At 42.7% G+C, this 16,497-nt stretch carries 15 protein-coding genes; 6 read left to right on the top strand and 9 right to left on the bottom strand.

Translation table 11 applies throughout. The features are described 5' to 3' along the window. Positions 1-37 precede the first annotated feature (37 nt). The gene (locus BUC10_RS04525; protein ID WP_165614853.1) at positions 38-865 is read right to left on the bottom strand and encodes a polysaccharide deacetylase family protein; all 828 of its coding nucleotides are present in this window, start codon (positions 863-865) and stop codon (positions 38-40) included. A gap of 196 nt (positions 866-1,061) precedes the next feature. On the opposite strand from BUC10_RS04525, the gene BUC10_RS04530 reads away from it, so the two are divergent. Together BUC10_RS04530 and BUC10_RS04535 are read left to right on the top strand one after the other, a co-directional pair. Continuing rightward, a complete protein-coding gene (locus BUC10_RS04530) occupies positions 1,062-2,150 on the top strand; it encodes a vWA domain-containing protein (protein ID WP_073176744.1) in 1,089 nt (362 codons plus the stop codon). 82 nt (positions 2,151-2,232) lie between these two features. Then, positions 2,233-3,177 carry a 3-keto-disaccharide hydrolase gene (locus tag BUC10_RS04535; protein ID WP_073176746.1) on the top strand — a complete coding sequence of 315 codons (945 nt, stop codon included), beginning with the start codon at positions 2,233-2,235 and terminating at the stop codon, positions 3,175-3,177. A gap of 14 nt (positions 3,178-3,191) precedes the next feature. Here BUC10_RS04535 and BUC10_RS04540 read toward each other — a convergent pair whose 3' ends face one another. Next, entirely contained in the window at positions 3,192-3,794 is a 603-nt protein-coding gene (locus tag BUC10_RS04540; RefSeq protein ID WP_084732559.1) for a 3-keto-disaccharide hydrolase, read from the bottom strand. 166 nt (positions 3,795-3,960) lie between these two features. Between BUC10_RS04540 and BUC10_RS17810 the strand changes: the two genes are divergently transcribed. Beyond that, positions 3,961-4,128, top strand: a complete 168-nt coding sequence (locus BUC10_RS17810; RefSeq protein ID WP_165614854.1) for a hypothetical protein — start codon at positions 3,961-3,963, stop codon at positions 4,126-4,128. Here the strand turns inward: BUC10_RS17810 and BUC10_RS04545 are convergent. Genes BUC10_RS04545 through BUC10_RS04565 form a run of 5 tightly spaced genes read right to left on the bottom strand, consistent with a single transcriptional unit; the run spans position 4,125 to position 9,094 of the window. After that, positions 4,125-5,591: a M14 family zinc carboxypeptidase gene (locus tag BUC10_RS04545; RefSeq protein ID WP_073176748.1), complete on the bottom strand. Its 1,467-nt coding sequence runs from the start codon at positions 5,589-5,591 to the stop codon at positions 4,125-4,127. The genes BUC10_RS17810 and BUC10_RS04545 overlap by 4 nt on opposite strands. A 4-nt stretch (positions 5,592-5,595) precedes the next feature. Next, entirely contained in the window at positions 5,596-6,261 is a 666-nt protein-coding gene (locus BUC10_RS04550; RefSeq protein WP_073176750.1) for a peptidoglycan recognition protein family protein, read from the bottom strand. After that, entirely contained in the window at positions 6,251-6,691 is a 441-nt protein-coding gene (locus BUC10_RS04555; protein ID WP_245812778.1) for a 3D domain-containing protein, read from the bottom strand. The genes BUC10_RS04550 and BUC10_RS04555 overlap by 11 nt, the downstream gene beginning before the upstream one ends. Further along, on the bottom strand, positions 6,688-8,175 hold the full coding sequence (locus BUC10_RS04560) for an FG-GAP repeat domain-containing protein (protein ID WP_073176752.1): 1,488 nt from the start codon (positions 8,173-8,175) through the stop codon (positions 6,688-6,690). The genes BUC10_RS04555 and BUC10_RS04560 overlap by 4 nt, the downstream gene beginning before the upstream one ends. 49 nt (positions 8,176-8,224) lie before the next feature. Next, positions 8,225-9,094 carry a pirin family protein gene (locus BUC10_RS04565; RefSeq protein ID WP_073176753.1) on the bottom strand — a complete coding sequence of 290 codons (870 nt, stop codon included), beginning with the start codon at positions 9,092-9,094 and terminating at the stop codon, positions 8,225-8,227. Between the two features lie 50 nt (positions 9,095-9,144). Between BUC10_RS04565 and BUC10_RS04570 the strand changes: the two genes are divergently transcribed. Both BUC10_RS04570 and BUC10_RS04575 read left to right on the top strand, forming a co-directional pair. After that, positions 9,145-10,479, top strand: a complete 1,335-nt coding sequence (locus BUC10_RS04570; RefSeq protein WP_073176754.1) for a serine hydrolase domain-containing protein — start codon at positions 9,145-9,147, stop codon at positions 10,477-10,479. Between the two features lie 249 nt (positions 10,480-10,728). Continuing rightward, positions 10,729-11,136 carry a serine--tRNA ligase gene (locus BUC10_RS04575; RefSeq protein WP_073176755.1) on the top strand — a complete coding sequence of 136 codons (408 nt, stop codon included), beginning with the start codon at positions 10,729-10,731 and terminating at the stop codon, positions 11,134-11,136. 35 nt (positions 11,137-11,171) lie between these two features. On the opposite strand, the gene BUC10_RS04580 is transcribed toward BUC10_RS04575, so the two are convergent. Beyond that, the gene (locus BUC10_RS04580) at positions 11,172-12,017 is read right to left on the bottom strand and encodes a 1,4-dihydroxy-2-naphthoyl-CoA synthase (protein WP_073176756.1); all 846 of its coding nucleotides are present in this window, start codon (positions 12,015-12,017) and stop codon (positions 11,172-11,174) included. Between the two features lie 168 nt (positions 12,018-12,185). Here BUC10_RS04580 and BUC10_RS04585 point away from each other — a divergent pair, with 168 nt between their 5' ends. Then, positions 12,186-13,304 (top strand): hypothetical protein, encoded by a 1,119-nt coding sequence (locus tag BUC10_RS04585; RefSeq protein ID WP_073176758.1) that lies wholly within the window; start codon positions 12,186-12,188, stop codon positions 13,302-13,304. Positions 13,305-13,315: 11 nt separating this feature from the next. Here the strand turns inward: BUC10_RS04585 and BUC10_RS04590 are convergent, their stop codons facing one another. Next, the gene (locus tag BUC10_RS04590) at positions 13,316-16,324 is read right to left on the bottom strand and encodes a carboxypeptidase-like regulatory domain-containing protein (RefSeq protein WP_073176760.1); all 3,009 of its coding nucleotides are present in this window, start codon (positions 16,322-16,324) and stop codon (positions 13,316-13,318) included. Positions 16,325-16,497: the final 173 nt, after the last annotated feature.

Raw genomic sequence — 16,497 nt, forward strand, 5'->3', positions numbered from 1 at the left:
GGGCTGAAGGATTTAACTTTTTTTTAAAAAAAATAAATCAGTCTGCTCTAACAATTTTATCCCTGAGCATCTTCCATGTTACGAGAACGATGTTGTTGTCTTCCACTAGTTTTTTGGCCTCCTTACTGTTGAAAAAATCAAAGTCAGCCTGACGCCAAGCAGCGCCCCAATCTGGATGATCCACTGTGATAGCCCTCATTTCCACGTCATCATAAGCCAAGTGAATAAGTAGACAATTCAGACCTGGCTCCAATTCATTTAAGATCGAAGTGTAAAAGACATCCATGCCATTGGCAAAATTGGTTGGGTTTGCAGACATGGTTCTATCCATTACTATATCTTTTGGGCCCAGCATTTCTTGAATTTTTGTATCTGCCATAGCCGGAATCGCATCATCAAGAAGCACCGGCAAGTTAAATTCCCTACCAACCTTAATATAGGCGGCCAAAAAATCAACTGAACCCATGGCAGCTCCCATGTGCGCGTCCAAGTGGGTAATATCAATACCTTCCTTTTTGGCCTTTAACACTTGGTTTCGCAATTCAATTTCAACATGGTCTGGGTCACCCTTTTGAACAACCTCTGGCACATTGTCGAAAAAATAACCTTGGGAATTGACCAAGGTTGCCACGGAATCCTTAGCACTTACTGGTCCCCACTTGTAATTTTTCCACTCGCTGTTCAGGGTAAGGTGCAGTCCAAAATCAACATGCTGATGTGTTTTGGCATAGCTCGCGATTTCCGGAAACCACGGACAAGGTACCATTATACTTGCTGAATTGACAGGTCCCATTTCCAAGCCTTCGATACTGGCCCTATTTTCTGAATTGGACATACCCAAGTCATCTGCATGGATAATCAGCATTTTAGCATCTTTGGGATAACCCAACTTTTCAGCAATATTTTCAGCTTGGCCCAAAGCTGAATATGACCAAACCAATAGAAAAATAATTGAAAATTTTCTCGGAGCGAATTTCATTTATGGAAACTACAAAATTTTCTTAAAGCACACTATAACTTTCCTTTTTGCGTTCCAAAGGAAGAACCTCAAACGATAGAAAATGAAAATTCCATTTCAATATCCCCTTATACTTATACTTTTAGCTCTATTCGTTGGTTGTGGAAATGCCGATGATGATGTAAGCTTCGATATCAATCAACGAGAACTAGGTCAAGGTGAAGAACCGGATGATTGTCTAGGCTTCGAGGACAACGAATTGCTTTTGTCCATTCAGGATCAGTTCACTACCCTTCCAGGAAAAGTTTCAATCTTATTTAGAGTCTCAGATGTGCAGGGAAATCCCGTTTCCGGTCTTTCAGCGGACCAGTTTACCATCTATGAACAAGGGCGTAACGACAATTGCTTTAACACTATTTCTTCTTCAGAATCTTTAGCACGAATATCGCCGAACTCGCAAGTATTCAACAATAATACCTTACTGGTGCTTGATTTGAGCAATAGTGTTTTGGAAAGTAGTCTGGATGAACTAAAGACAGCATCTGCGAGTTTCATAAACAATGTGATGCCGAACCCGGAATCAGATTCTTTTAAGATGGCCATCTATTGGTTCGATGGAGAAGATGAATTGCACTTGCTGAACGAGCCCACCTCCTCTACCACGGAGCTTGTGACTTCCATAGAAGGAATTACCTCCGACATTAGCGCAGACCCCTCTACCGATCTATACGGAGCTGTTATCAAATCCACCGAGGTAGCGGAAAATCTGATTCGGACCAATGAGCAAGATGATGTTATCGGGGCTGCATCGGTTGTTCTTTTTACTGATGGTACCGACCAAGCCTCACGTTATTCCAGGGAAAGTGCACTGAATGCCGTAAACGATGCGAATAGGAACATTTCCTTTTTCACTATTGGATTGGGTGCTGAGATTGATGCAGATATCCTTTCTGATATTGGCCGAACAGCAAGTGTTTTTGCCGGAAACAAAGAAGAACTTGAGACCACCTTCACCCAAATATCCCAGCGGGTTTCGGAACAAGCCAGCAGTTATTATCTTTTTGAATATTGTACTCCAAAAAGAGATGGAAGTGGCGAAAACAACCTAGTAATTCAGCTAAGCCATGCTGGGCTCCAGGGTGCCGTACAAACCAAGTTTAATGCCAGCGGCTTTGAGGGGGGATGTGAATAGTCTGTCGAGCATAACAAAATTCACCAAATTGATTTCCTATTAATATGTATCTTGGCTTTTGCAAAATCAAAAGTCAATAAAAATGCGTATTTCATTGCTGCTGTTCACACTCTGCTGTGGTAGTTTTTTCTCCTCTAATTCATCAATGGCCCAAGACCAAAACCCCCTGGAAGGCAGATGGGATTTGGAAATGGAATTTCAAGGTAAAGAAGAACCGTCTTGGTTGGAAATCAGACATTCAGGACATAATACCCTAGTGGGGAGATTTGTTTTCGCATTTGGCAGTGCCAGACCAATTTCTGAAGTAAAAGGTTCCGCTGAAGGCTTCAGCTTTAGTATCCCAAGACAATGGGAGCCGGAGGGAAATGACATGAAATTTGAGGGGAAGATGGTTGGTGAAGAATTAAAGGGCACCATGATATATACGGATGGCAGTACCTCCAACTGGACAGGGGTAAAACAGCCCAAGTTGCCCTTTACAGAAAACCCAGAGTGGACTGACACCATAAACCTTTTCAACGGTACCGATTTAAATGGCTGGCATACGGATGGGGATAATCAATGGGTCGTGAGGGAAGGAATCTTAACCAGTCCAAAACAGGGCGCTAATCTAATTAGTGATCAGAAGTTTATGGATTTTAAGCTTAAAACAGAATTTAGATACCCGGAAGGAAGCAACAGTGGAATCTACCTACGGGGCCGTTACGAAGTACAAATTGCGGATAACAAAGGATTGGACCCCATGGATATCTATTTTGGAGGGATCTACGGTTTTTTGGAACCTAATGAAAATGCCGCCGAGGCTTCCAATGAGTGGCAATCTTATGAAATAACATTAATTGGGTCGCGTGTAACCATAGTGGCCAATGGAAAAACCATTATTCAAAACCAAACCATCCCAGGAATTACTGGAGGAGCAATTGATAGTAAGGAAGGTGAACCAGGTTCATTTATGATTCAAGGTGACCATGGTCCTGTGGAGTTCAGAAAATTTGAGGTAACCCCTATGAAAGCTTCAAGTTACTAACATTCGATAGATTCTTAGTCAAGGGGTATTAGTTGTATGTTGCGCCATCTTACTTTGATACCTCCACCATCGTGAATTTGTAGTGCTATAGAGCCTTCTCCTTGGCCAATTTTTTCATCGGTTAAAGTTATCATTTCGGTTCCGTTCAGCCAGGAAGTTATAGTTGATCCATTTGCAACTATTTTAAGAGTGTTCCACTCCCCCATTTTAAGTGCTTTCTCCTTTTCAGGCTCTGGCTTGATCAGCCATCCCCTGCCATAGGACTCATATACACCACCGGTATGTTTGCCGGGAGGTGCAACTTCCACCTGCCACCCAGAAACTTTGGTCCCTTCAAAAGTGGAGCGGATAAATACTCCACTGTTTCCATCATTTTCCTGTTTAAATTCCAAGGTCAACTCAAAGTTCTTATAAAACTTCTCAGTACCCAAATAGCCGTATTCTGCCTTGGGGCCACTTTCACAGATTAATTCTCCATTTTCCACATACCATTTCTCTTCTCCATGATTAATCCATCCATCTAGATTTTTACCATTGAAAAGTGATATAGCGCCTTCTTGGCCATAGCCCAGAGCGCAGGTCATTACAACAAGTAAAAAGGAAAATTTTCGTAACATGATATTCAAGGTTTGTTTTTCAGATTTTATGGTTTGAAGGTAGGGATTTCCCAAGGCGAAAACAGTGAAATGGTAGGGTTTTTAGACCAACAGTTGTTCTAATAGTATAGACAACAACTGATTACATCCTAATAACCTTAAAAGATGTTCAACTCAAACAAATGCTATGGATGTGGTAAAAGAAATTATAAGAAACAGTGCAATAGGCCCTTTCTCCAAGGGATTTAAAAGTGTGGTGCTTTCCCTTTTCGTTTCCATTGTCTGTACCCTATTTACCATGTTGGTATTGCTTTTATGGTACGGTAATGAAACAACGATTCAGTTTGGTTATTAACGATAAATCAGTCCGTTGCCGAAATTTTGTTTCTCTATGGGCTGGGAGAAATCTATTAAAAACCCATTGATCACTGCATGGGTGAGCCTACCCTCCTTTTCTAAAAAGAAAGTCGGATTAACTCCAGGTTGTAGAACAAATTTGGGAACCCTAAAATTGTTTGCCACAAAGTGCCCGGGCATCTCCGTGTAAGCTATGGGCGGTAGAAAATCGGTTTTAAAATAGCCGTATCCCGATTTAAATGGGCTGCCCTCACTGTTCCACATGTTCCGTGTGTTGGTGTTAATTGCTCTAGGGTATACTTTGGCGGGAATGATTCTATGCCCTGATGCATCGAAAGTTTCGTAACCAAAATAGGTGGATAAATCACCTTGATCCACCACAATGCTTTTATAATAGAATTGCTCATGTCCCTCCAAATCCACCTCTTGTCTGTGTATGCCCAAATCTATGATATAGTCCTTTCCATGGAGTTCATAAGTCGCATTTTCAATCTTTAGATCGAATAATTTCCGGTCATTCCGTGGAATTTTTTCATAATCCTCGATTGGGATGTCCACATAGCTCTTTTGCGCTATGGTATATAGGGCGGACAAGATAGAAACGTAATTAAGCTTACGGATTTCCTGTTTTTCCCTGTCATTTGCATAACCTCCGGATTCGATTAAAATCAAGCTGGTGCCCCATTTAGCAATATTGTCGCCAAAAGCTCTTGGTTCAAAATCATCACTATAACGGCCCACTTGTCCCGGTGCATATTTTTGAATTATACCGTTCATATAAACAATGACTTTCATGGCGTTTGAGCGCACCTCATTGATGTCCTTGTCATAATTAAAGGCAGTCGCCAAATAGGAGATGGTTGCAGGCTTATCCGTTAGCTCTGCATTGTAATATGTGCTTTGGTCATGCAGATTGAAACCGAACTTGGCATCAAGACTGTCCCGAATCCGTTTTAATGCTCTTCCCTCTGGGGATTGTAGGCGCAAAGCATCCCTATTGATGTCAATGCCCAGTGCATTTCTCCGTTGATAAACTTCAGCTCCGTCCGGGTTGAGCATAGGTAGAAAATGTAGTTTCAACTTGGAGAGTATTTCCTGTTTTTCGGCTTTGAATTCAGGAGCATCCAAAAAATTAAGGATATCAAAAATGGCCTGTGTAGCCGTTGGTTCATTTCCATGCATCTGCGACCAAAGAAAAATATCTTCGCTGCCCGAACCGATACTGACAAGGTGCAAATCCCTTCCTTCAATGGACTCTCCTACCTTTTCAACATGAAATTTTGGATTAACCTCGTACCTTTTTAACAGTGGTTGAAGTTGATGATGCTTAATACGCCTCTTGTCCAAAGCCGTTTCTTTATACGTATGGTAGGTGTCATAAAGTTGATTGGTAATAGATTCTTGGGCATTGGAAAGAACGCAAATCAAACTAAAAATCAGTAGGAAAATGTTTTTTTGCATGTTTCTATTTTGTTGGCACAGGTTTAAAACTAAGTTTTCTTGTGGCCCTTCGGACCTTTTGCATGAAATCCATTCCAGGGTCAGTTTTTTTGGTCCGATAGCTGTCATCCACTTCCAACCAAAGTGGGTGTCCCTCAAATTGGGTGTACTCTAAATGTCCCACAACATATTCTATGGGATATTTTTCAGTCAGGTAACGAACCAAAAAGATATTTGATTTTAGCTGTTCTTTGGTCAAGGGAGTTTCTGAGGTTCCTCCTACATTTTCAATTCCGATGGCACAATGATTGAGTCCAATGACATGTCTGGCCATAGTGGTTTCGGGCATAAGTCTGTAAATGGTTCCATCCTGGTCCACCAGGAAATGGGAGGAAACGTTTAGACCGCTTACACTTTCAATATCCGGTCTCCAATTGGGTAAAGTTGACTTCTCAAATGCTTCAAAGGACTTTTCCAAGGTTGGAATCGCGGTCCAATGCAACACCACCATTTTAGGGATGATCTCTGGAGTATCTTGAACCAAATTATACCGCTGAGCTAAGTATTCCTTGGTAAGTTTTATGCGTTCTTGGTCAAAAACAATGGGCCTGTCAACTATTTCCCGTTGAATTGAACAGGATTGCAGCAGGAACAACCAAACAATAAGCCAAAATAAAGTTTTACTTTTCATCTTCCTTTGTTTTTATCGTATCCACAACCACTGCATAGCAAATCTGTAATCTCTTTTTGCCCCATTCCCTTGCCTTCTTAATATCAGTTCCCATATAAATATCAATTCGATTGCGCCAACGTCTGTTCATTTTATCCTTTACATAAAAAGTATCAGGGAAGGTATCCAACCGCACCATAGTGTTGTGGGTCAGTCCTTTTTGCAACAAGTCCCGGGACACCGCTATGCACTTCATTCCCGGCTTTAGGGTGTCTCCCCAGGCAGCAACGCTAGGGTTTTCTTCCGTTGTTTGCCAGGACACCGAGTTATAAGCGGATGCAGTTACTTCAAGCCCAAACCATTCGTAGGATGAAAAGTTGGAACCTTCCTCCTCGCAAGCGGAAAGAAAGAAAAAACACGGAATCCATCCTATGACAAAAATCGCTTTCACTTCAATTTATTTTCCAACACCAAGAGATCCACGTTTCCTTGGGACCATTGCTCAGACAACTCCTCCGGTACTGGAGTGAACACATAGGTAAATGCACTTAGCAAAAGATCTTCATCCCCATCGCCATCAATATCCGCAGCATCCATCAAAAACCATCGACTTGCATTTGGGTTTTCAAGGGTTTGTGTTGAAAACTGAAAATTATTGGAATCAATATTTTCCAAGTACACAAAGGATAACTCTGGATGTTTTTCATAATCGGGAAACGAGCTGATCAGACCAAAATCATAGTCCCCATCCTGATCAAAATCCTTGGCCAACAGCCTAGTTGCTCCATAAAGGGGGTAGAAAAAGGCTTCGGAAAAACTATTGTTCCCATCGTTAAGATGGATACGCATCCCATGATACGGCTTATGCACATAGGATTTGTCCGCATTATCTCCGTTGACGGTAATAATATCATCATGCCCGTCGCCGTTGTAATCTACAAGTTCAAACCAACTGCTTCCATATACCGGACTAAACTCCAACACCTTTTCTGCTCTGAAATCCAAATCCCCTGTTTGATAGAAAATGGTAACACTCTCATTGCCCTGGGAAATAATTGAAACCAAATCCAGCCTTCCGTCCTTGTCCATGTCCTTGGCTAAGGTTCGTATGGCGCCAGGAAGGTTCAAAAGTGTCTTTTTATCATATTGCCCGTTTTCAGCCTTGGTCAACAAGGATAATTGGCCCGTTTCATTTCCAAACTCACTAACCACCAATTCTAGATTTCCGTCCCCATTGAGGTCTTCCATAAGGGTATGCACGGGTCTATGAAATGGATTGGAAAGTGTTAATGTGTCCACATCTTGTATAACAGTCATTTTACCCTGTTCCAATTCCGAAGGGTCTAAAATTCCTACTTCTGTGACCATTTGGGTTAAATCTCTGCTATTATACCAGGTTATGGGAGTATGTCCTTGAAAGGTTTTTTTAGAAGTATTGGATGGATAGTCATATGCTGCCAATCTACCCGAGATATCACCATAAAATAGGCAGTTATGCGTGGTATTCCATTCCAGATATGTTATTAAGGCCCCATTTTGGTCATCTAATGACACGGTCTTTGGGCTAAACAACCCAAGTGAATTCTGTTTTGGAATTGGTGGTGACTCTAATCTTTCGGGAGCCAGTTCCACAATATAATTTTGGAGGGATAACCAATCTGCCAATTTGATTTTAGGTCGAAAACCAGGTTTAACCTCATTAGGGTCCTGATACATTTCCTCTATTTCCATTCGGGAAGCCATATCGGGCAATACCGCATCCCTCCAGATTTCCTTGGGAAGAGATTCAATTTTAGGAGCTATATGACAGCTTGCACAATACTGCTGAAAAAGAACCTCCTCCTTTTTAGGCTGCTCAGGAGCGCAGGAGGTCAAAACGATTAGTAATAGGGTGAATTGTGCGAAAAAGAAAGGACGTTTTAAGTCTTTTGGCATGGGTTGGATATTTAATACGAAGTAATGGTATTTTGGTTGAAGTTCCCAATTAAGGCAATGGCACATAGGTGTCATCATCCTTCATCATGGGGAAAGTACCTGCTTTCCAAGCCTCTTTCGCTTCCTCAATTTTTGCCTTGTCGGAAGAGACAAAATTCCAATAAATAAACCGTTCCTCTGGAAAAACCTCACCGCCAAACAATAACAAACGGGAATTGGGTCGTACCAAAATATTACAGGTGTCTTCCACCTTACTGACAAGAATATTTCCTTTCTCCACAGCTTCTCCACAAGCTTCTATTCCACCTTTGTCAATACAAATTCCGATTTCCCCTTTCAATTTTCCATTTACGTTCAGCTGAAATTCTTCGGTGGTCTGTATTTCCACCATGAATAAAGGAGAATAGGTGGGCACTGGGGACTTCCTACCGTATCCTTCTCCAGCTACCAAAGTAAAGCGGGCGGTTTCTTCCTCCCATTTGGGTAAGTCACTTTCTGGAATATGGAAAAACTCCGGGTCCATATCCTCCAGGTTTTTGGGCAGAGCTATCCAAATTTGATATCCCTCAACTTTAAAGCTCTTTCCTCCTCTTAAATGCTCGGGTGTCCTTTCCGTATGGGATACACCCTTTCCGGCAGCCATTAGGTTAACTGAACCAGGTTGTATGGGCTGGACAGTACCCAAACTGTCTTCATGCAGCACCTCACCTTCCGACAGATAGGTCAAAGTACACAAACCGATATGGGGATGTTGGTCCACGTCCATGTATTTTGAAGGGCCAAGTGTGGTAGGTCCCATATGGTCAATAAAAATAAACGGACCTATCATTCTCTTTTTTCGGAAGGGAATCAATCTCCCTACTAAAAAATCGCCGATATCCCTACTCCGCTCTTCAATGATCATTCCTAGATTGGACATGAAGTAAATGTTTATATTTAGTTCCAGAAATTTACGATAAATCTTACTTCATGAAACTACTTAAGCGCATTTTGCTGCTGCTATTTGTTGGCTTGGCAGTAATTGTTTATTTAAACTATCCCAAACTCAACATTATTTCAGGCTATGCGGCCAAAAATATGGCCTCGGCGGTTTTTGTGGCAGAACGCCCGGCTGCATCCGTAACGCAAAACGATAACAACGTGCCGTTGATAAAACTAGCGGACACCGAGGTGGATCAGCAGCAAAAAACTGCTACTGCTTCGGTATATGGCCTAATGAATCGCGAAGCAATGTACAGGGATGGCCTGGGAACTGTGTTGGTTACGGATGACTATGAGGCCAATAAAATACAAATTAAGCCGAATAGAATTCAACCATTGGATACCATTCCCTATCCCTACGGACAGCAGGCACCGAAGGATACCATTTTTCCGGAAATTGACCAAAATCAATTGGACAAGGCCATTGCCTATGCTTTTGGAGAACCTGAGTTACGAAAGACCCGAACCTTGCTTGTCCTTTATAAGGGCCATCTTATTGCTGAAAAGTATTTGGACGGATTCACCAAGGATACGCCCATTTTAGGATGGTCTATGACCAAAAGTGTCCTGGCCACTTGCTATGGTGTTTTGGAACAGAAGGGCAAGCTAGAAATGGACTGGCCGGCACCTATTGCAGAATGGGGTGAGGACGAGCGAAAAGAAATCACATTAAATCATCTGTTGCGCATGCAGAGCGGACTCGAATGGGATGAGGATTACACCAAAATTTCCGATGTAACCAAGATGTTGTTCTTGGAAAGTGATATGACCATGTCGCAAAGAAACAAACCGGCCGTGGCGCCACCGACAGAAATTTGGAACTACTCTTCTGGCACTTCCAACCTACTCTCTGGAATCTTGAGACAGCAATTTAGGTCCCATCAAGAATATCTCGATTTTCCCTATGCATCATTCATTGATAAGATAGGGATGTATTCCATGGTTTTGGAGGCAGATGTTGCTGGAAATTACGTAGGCTCTTCATACAGTTGGGCCAATACTAGGGATTGGGGCAGGTTTGGTCAGTTGTATTTGGACCGAGGCCTTTGGAACGGAGAACAATTGTTTAGAGACAGTTGGACGGATTATATCACAACACCTACCGAGCATTCAGACGGATGGTATGGTGCCCATTTTTGGCTGAACTCCCAAGGTAAGTATCCCGATGTGCCCAAAGACATGTTTTCATGTAACGGATATCAAGGGCAATATGTTTTTGTTGTTCCGTCCAAGGATTTGGTCGTAGTACGCACAGGACTGGCAGAGGACCCGCAATTTGACATCAACAACTTCTTGTCGGCCGTCGTAAAAAGTATACCATAAATCGATATAATACACTAAAATTGGCGGCTAACCACAACAAAAGGGCCGTTCACAACAATAATTTCATTTGCGGAAACACTGGTGGTACATTTACCATGTAATAATTACGAAAGTAAATTTTTTCATTTTCATATAGTGTTCTCGTAAAAGAGTCTTGACCCAAGTGGCAAGGCTCTTTTTAGTTTTGGGCATTTCCTCTTCAAATGTGACCTAAAGGCAGCATTGGTGTCCCAATTAAAAACGAATCCCATGAGAACAACAATCTATACCCTTGTAACCATTTGTTTATCCGTTTATGGTGTCCATGCACAAATAGACAATGCTGAAGCGGCATTGACTGAAGCTGAAATTGAAACCACGGCTACAGTGCAGAAATCGGAATACCAATTAAAATTGGAGGAAAAGGAGGCCAAAAAAACCGTGAAGGCCCTTAAAAAGCGAAACAAAATGGAGCGGTCCGTACTTAAATTTAAAACCAAGCAGCGAACGGATGGTATTAAACTGGAAAAACTGAATGCCCGAAGAAATGCCTCCACAAAAAACCTATCTGAAGTGGGGCGTGAAAAATTGGAACTCAAAGCCGCCAAGTTGGAGATGAAAATGGCCAAGGACAAGGCCAAGCTAGAGAAACTAGAACGTAAACTGATACAACTTTAATTTCTTTATTGCAATTAGGTTGATGGGTGGATCCTCTAGGGGATCCACTTGTTTTTTCCAAAGTTTGGCTTTCGTTTCTCCAAAAAGGCATTTCTCCCCTCAATGGCTTCATCCGTCATATAGGCTAAACGAGTTGCTTCCCCAGCAAATACTTGTTGCCCTACCATGCCGTCATCGGTAAGGTTCATCGCAAACTTTAGCATCTTTATAGAGGTCGGAGATTTTTCCAATACCTCTTGCGCCCATTGATATGCGGTCGCCTCAAGCTCTTCATGGGGAACAATAGCGTTTACCATTCCCATTTCGTAGGCCTCCTGGGCTGAGTAGTTTCGACCAAGAAAGAAAATCTCCCTCGCCTTCTTCTGCCCCACCATTTTAGCCAAATAAGCGGAACCATATCCTCCATCAAAACTGGTCACATCGGCATCGGTCTGCTTAAATATAGCGTGTTCCTTGCTCGCCAAGGTCATATCACAAACCACATGAAGACTGTGGCCTCCTCCAACGGCCCATCCTGGAACCACGGCGATGACCACTTTGGGCATAAAGCGTATCAAACGCTGCACTTCCAAAATATTTAATCGATGGTACCCATCCTCTCCAACATATCCTTTATGTCCCCTAGCCTTTTGGTCCCCTCCACTGCAAAAGGAATATACGCCATCCTTGGTTGAAGGTCCTTCTGCTGAAAGCAGGATCACCCCAATTGAGGTGTCCTCCTGAGCGTCATAGAACGCTTGGTACAATTCGCTTGTGGTCTTGGGTCTAAATGCATTTCGGACATTAGGCCGGTTAAAAGCTATTCGTGCTACGCCATCACTTTTTTTATAAGTGATATCGTCAAATTCCATAGCACTCTGCCAGTTGGGTGTCTTCGTCATTAAAAAAGTATTTCTTCAAAGATAAATAGATTGGTGCAACTCAAAAGTGGATTACGATTGAGGACAACGAATAGTATGGTTTTCACTTCACATGTATTTCATCGAGATCCTGTGTTTCAATAAAATATGTCACGGGCATCTACGTTGAAATTTTAAACTAGAACACTTATGTATAGCCCCAAATCCCTTCGAATCCCTGCGCTTTTTCTAATTTTTTCCTTTTTCATTGTATCATGTAGCAAGGATTACAGTGAAATGGAAGACCTATCGAATGCTCCCGATGATTCTGAAATACCCGAACAGGATGCTCCCGGAGATGATGATGCTAATGATGGTACATCCAATGAGGAAACCCTTGAATTGGAACAAGGGTTCACCCTTGATGAAGGAAAAAGGTTTGCCCATTTAGAGCTCTCTGATACGGCTTACAATCAATTTTTGACAGGAAATGGGGATATGCGTGGTGTTTCCAATAAAGTTTATGAACATTTCACTGATGATTTTGATTTTATCATCATTCTCTCTGTTGAAAGCTCACAACCAGAGAATTTGTATTATGGATTGACCACACCCGCCAAAAATGACATTGAAGGCCTGGGGAGATCGCTCTGGGACAACACAGATGCCTTTGGTTCCAATGGAAAGCTAAAAACCGTCATCCATATGCCTCGAACGGAATATATCAGAAATGGGCCCTTTCTGCATGAAATCCTGCATTATTGGAGCAATCATGGGTTAATTCCTACCACCGCAGGAGGGCACTGGGGATATTCAAGTGTTGGAGGTCAATTGGGAGGTTTCGATGAACTTGAAAGCCTTGGGGATGACAGGTATCGTGGACTTGTGGAAGGAAGTGCTGGTTTTGGTACCGTAGCAAATGGTGGTAATTCAGTACCCTATGCTAATCTGGAATTATATTCCATGGGCCTTATTGGTGAAGACGAATTGGAAACTGTTACCGTTGCTGAAAATCCACAACCTACATCGGAGTTCGGGGTATTTACGGCCGATGCTATAAACAGCTATACCGCTGAAGACATCGTTGCAGAAAATGGTGTGAGGGTGCCTTCCTATCAGAATGCCCAAACGGAATTTGATGCCTTGGTCGTTGTTATTTCAAAAAACGGAGTTTCCGATGAACAGCTGGAAACTCTTAATTTTAATCTTGAAAACTTTGCGCGGAATGCTGACCCCGATGCTTCCTGGGGAAGCACCTATAACTTCTGGAAGGCTACTTTTGGAAAGGCTACTATTAATTTCGAAGTTGCATCGGAGCAATTAAAATAGGAAATAGTAAATCAATATAACATCATTCCCTTGCTACCAATGTTCATCACTTTGTACTTCACATTTTGTTGCCGCAGAGTGACCATCTTCATCTCTTCCTCTCCCGTTGCATTGTTCCGCAGGGTGAACTTGAGATAGGTGGGCAGATTTGCTTGGTTGCCCATATAGGTCATATTCACAAGCCAGTCCCCTTGTTGGGATTCATCAATATCAAAGATTGCGGACAAATTACCCTCTAACGTCTGTTCTTGACTCACTTCCACTGTATTGTTCCAATTGAAAAACCTTTGATTTGGCCCAACGAACTGCAATTCAAATTGGGTATTGGGATCGTTCCATTCCACAATAAGGCTTAGGTCTCCCGTCTCCTCAAAATTGAACTTGGAAGGGTCCAATCCTACTTTGTCGCCATGATTCTGGACGAAATCTAAAATCTCCCTTCGAGCAAGCTTGTCCAATCCTTCCTCTTCCAAATAGTCGCGATTACTGACATAGCCCTTGTAGACAGACCAGGCCTCCTTATAGCTTCCCAGTTTTGTCAACATTCGCGCCAAATCCCGTTTTGCCTGAAGGGAAGGGGAAATCCCGTGGATATGTTCATAGACCAACTGGGCTTCCTTATTGTCACCTTGTTGTTCATAGGAATAAGCCAAAATTTTAAGGGCATCCGTATTTTCAGAAAAGGATTCCAATAAATTGGATTTGACCAAGTTGGATAAGGAGACTTCTTTCCAAAAACGGAGGAAAATTTCACTGGACTCTTGATAAAAACTGGGATAGGAACCATAATGTTCTTGCTCTTTAAGATATTGCAAATATCCTTCTTTGGCCGAGCTTCTATTCGCTATTCGCTGAACATAAATCGGTTTGCTGGGCAGTCCAGAGGCCAATTCAACGGCATCATTAAGGTAAATATTTCCTGGTTTGGTAATGGTTTTATCAACTAATTCAATATCATCAAATGTATTACTAATGGTCCGCACAATAATTATTCCTCCTGGTGCCAAACGTCCATACTTAGCTACTGACCAAGAGGGTGGCATAATTGTGAGATCCTTAATATTATGTACGTTGATATGAAAAGGTGGTGTCTGAGGAGGGTAAATATGTCCATCTATATCCCATGCCAGTGCCCTATCTCTCAATTGAACCACCTCATAATCTTCAGGGTATACCCGAACCGTTTTTACCCCAGGAAATTTTCCTTCAACCGCATCCATAAGAGTTTGGGCGGATGGACTAATCTCAGAACCTTCCATTTGTTTTACGCTAAACCCCACCTTGTTCATGTCCAACTTTCCAAAACGGGTATTGATATCCTTGTTCAACGGCCTATGCAGCTCCTCCAGTTTTCGGTTCTCCTCCAAAACCACTTCCTCAAGAGCGGTGATGCCGATGGGCATGATAATTTTCAACATCTGAGAGCCGGTATTGACCACTGAGGAGGCGTCTTCCCTTCCAGGGTACGAAAAGTCGAGAATCTCTCCATCAAAGGCCTGAATGGAAAAGTTGCCCTTGGTATCCGTTCGAGTCTCACGGTCCGAGTTCCGTACTTTTACCAAAACTTTGGTCAATGGGCTGTCCAGGTCCCCCACACTGCCCCTGACCGTAGAGGCCTTTTTGACATCTAGACGTGTGCCGTATTCAAGGTTATCCTTAATATGGAATTTTGTGAACTGTAGCGCCTTGGACAGATCCACCATTTTTTCCAGGTTCAGGTAGTTCCCCCCATGGTCCTCGGCCAGTTCTTTTAAAAACTTATGATTGGCACTGGGGTCGCCATTGATGGTAAAAAGTTCAGTGGACCATTCTTTGCCCAAGTCTTCGGGATAGTTCTTCCCATCTGTAAAGAGCAGGGCATGCCCAGAGACTTCCATACTATCCCATAACCTTTGGCTGGCTCCTCCATCGTACCGAGTGGATTCCAACACTTTTTTCAGTTCCAACCAATATCCATTGTTTATCTTAAAAAGTCTAGAACGACTCCAGTTATTGCTAAATTTTCTTAGGGCAACTGTAACACTTCCAATTTCCTTAAAATAGGCGTCCAAAAAGGCAAGTTCCCTCTCCAGGTCACGTTGCTCCATGGATCTTGAAGTATCCCAGAGAATCGAGACAATATCGGGTCGGTCCCTTTTTGGTATTCCATCTTTACCCGCGACCATATCCTCCTTGTCCACCGAGGAGGTGTTCAGGTGATAGGCAATGGTGAAACCCTTGCGCATCCGTTTCCACCTGCCCTGACTCACTACACGGGTATAGGAACGTGCGCCATCATCAAAGGCCGATATGCCGATGCCTACCCTGCCTCCATAGATTTTTAACAGCTCCAGACTGATCACAAAGTGGTCGTCCACAACAATATTATAGGGCGATAGATCGATCGTGATGGTCCCTTGCCGCTGTTTGATGGTATGCAGGATGTTGGCCGTGGTAAAGTTTTTCCCGGGAAGTCCCCGTTCCAATTCGTAGACGTTGACCCGTACCAGAATGCTGTCCGAGATATTCGCTGCCACATGAAAGGACAAGTCTTCCAGTTTTACCGGGCCGCGCCTTACCATAATCTTGGAGGCATGCTCTCCTCCAAGGGCCAGACTGTCGTTCCAAAACCCAAAAAGTCGCTTGGAGCGACTCTGGTAACCCATGCGCCTTTTGTCTGAGTCGCTGCTTTTCACCACAATGCCGTCCAGTTCGTAGGCAGTGGCCTCCAGTTCAACCACGGGATTGGATTGCAATTGTTCCAAAAAGTCCTTCGTGGAAAATTTTATAGTCCTATAGCCTATTCTCGAAATCTGCAGGGTGTCCGTTGAATTGATGTCCGAGGCTTCCAAATCCAGTTTGAAACTACCGTCAAAATCCGATACCGTGCCCACATTTTTATCAAGGACACCAATATTGGCAAAATCCACAGGTTGACGTGAATCCAAATCCACAATATGACCGGATAGCCGAGTTTGAGCTACGGTGCTCAGACTTACCAATCCTAAAATAGCAGCCAAAAAATAGGTCAATATCTTCATAGATTACAAAATTGAATCCTTAGTGATTATTTAAATTGTAAAAAAAAGACAAAATTTCGCACCAAAGTTGCCATTAAGGTACAGAATGATTTACAAACACGTAGGATAAAAACGACAAACAATATCTTGAAATTATTAAATACCGTGTTCCTAGCACTGAAGCAAATTTGGAT

The organism is Flagellimonas flava (genome assembly GCF_900129665.1).
Lineage (GTDB): Bacteria > Bacteroidota > Bacteroidia > Flavobacteriales > Flavobacteriaceae > Flagellimonas > Flagellimonas flava.

Bases quoted from the DNA above. Each gene is read 5' to 3' on its own strand.
- BUC10_RS04540 (WP_084732559.1), bottom strand. From the start codon at position 3,794: ATGTTACGAAAATTTTCCTTTTTACTTGTTGTAATGACCTGCGCTCTG.
- BUC10_RS04580 (WP_073176756.1), bottom strand. From the start codon at position 12,017: ATGACGAAGACACCCAACTGGCAGAGTGCTATGGAATTTGACGATATC.
- BUC10_RS04535 (WP_073176746.1), top strand. From the start codon at position 2,233: ATGCGTATTTCATTGCTGCTGTTCACACTCTGCTGTGGTAGTTTTTTC.
- BUC10_RS04575 (WP_073176755.1), top strand. From the start codon at position 10,729: ATGAGAACAACAATCTATACCCTTGTAACCATTTGTTTATCCGTTTAT.
- BUC10_RS04565 (WP_073176753.1), bottom strand. From the start codon at position 9,094: ATGTCCAATCTAGGAATGATCATTGAAGAGCGGAGTAGGGATATCGGC.
- BUC10_RS04560 (WP_073176752.1), bottom strand. From the start codon at position 8,175: ATGCCAAAAGACTTAAAACGTCCTTTCTTTTTCGCACAATTCACCCTA.
- BUC10_RS04530 (WP_073176744.1), top strand. From the start codon at position 1,062: ATGAAAATTCCATTTCAATATCCCCTTATACTTATACTTTTAGCTCTA.
- BUC10_RS04550 (WP_073176750.1), bottom strand. From the start codon at position 6,261: ATGAAAAGTAAAACTTTATTTTGGCTTATTGTTTGGTTGTTCCTGCTG.
- BUC10_RS04525 (WP_165614853.1), bottom strand. From the start codon at position 865: ATGCTGATTATCCATGCAGATGACTTGGGTATGTCCAATTCAGAAAAT.
- BUC10_RS04545 (WP_073176748.1), bottom strand. From the start codon at position 5,591: ATGCAAAAAAACATTTTCCTACTGATTTTTAGTTTGATTTGCGTTCTT.
- BUC10_RS04570 (WP_073176754.1), top strand. From the start codon at position 9,145: ATGAAACTACTTAAGCGCATTTTGCTGCTGCTATTTGTTGGCTTGGCA.
- BUC10_RS17810 (WP_165614854.1), top strand. From the start codon at position 3,961: ATGGATGTGGTAAAAGAAATTATAAGAAACAGTGCAATAGGCCCTTTC.
- BUC10_RS04585 (WP_073176758.1), top strand. From the start codon at position 12,186: ATGTATAGCCCCAAATCCCTTCGAATCCCTGCGCTTTTTCTAATTTTT.
- BUC10_RS04590 (WP_073176760.1), bottom strand. From the start codon at position 16,324: ATGAAGATATTGACCTATTTTTTGGCTGCTATTTTAGGATTGGTAAGT.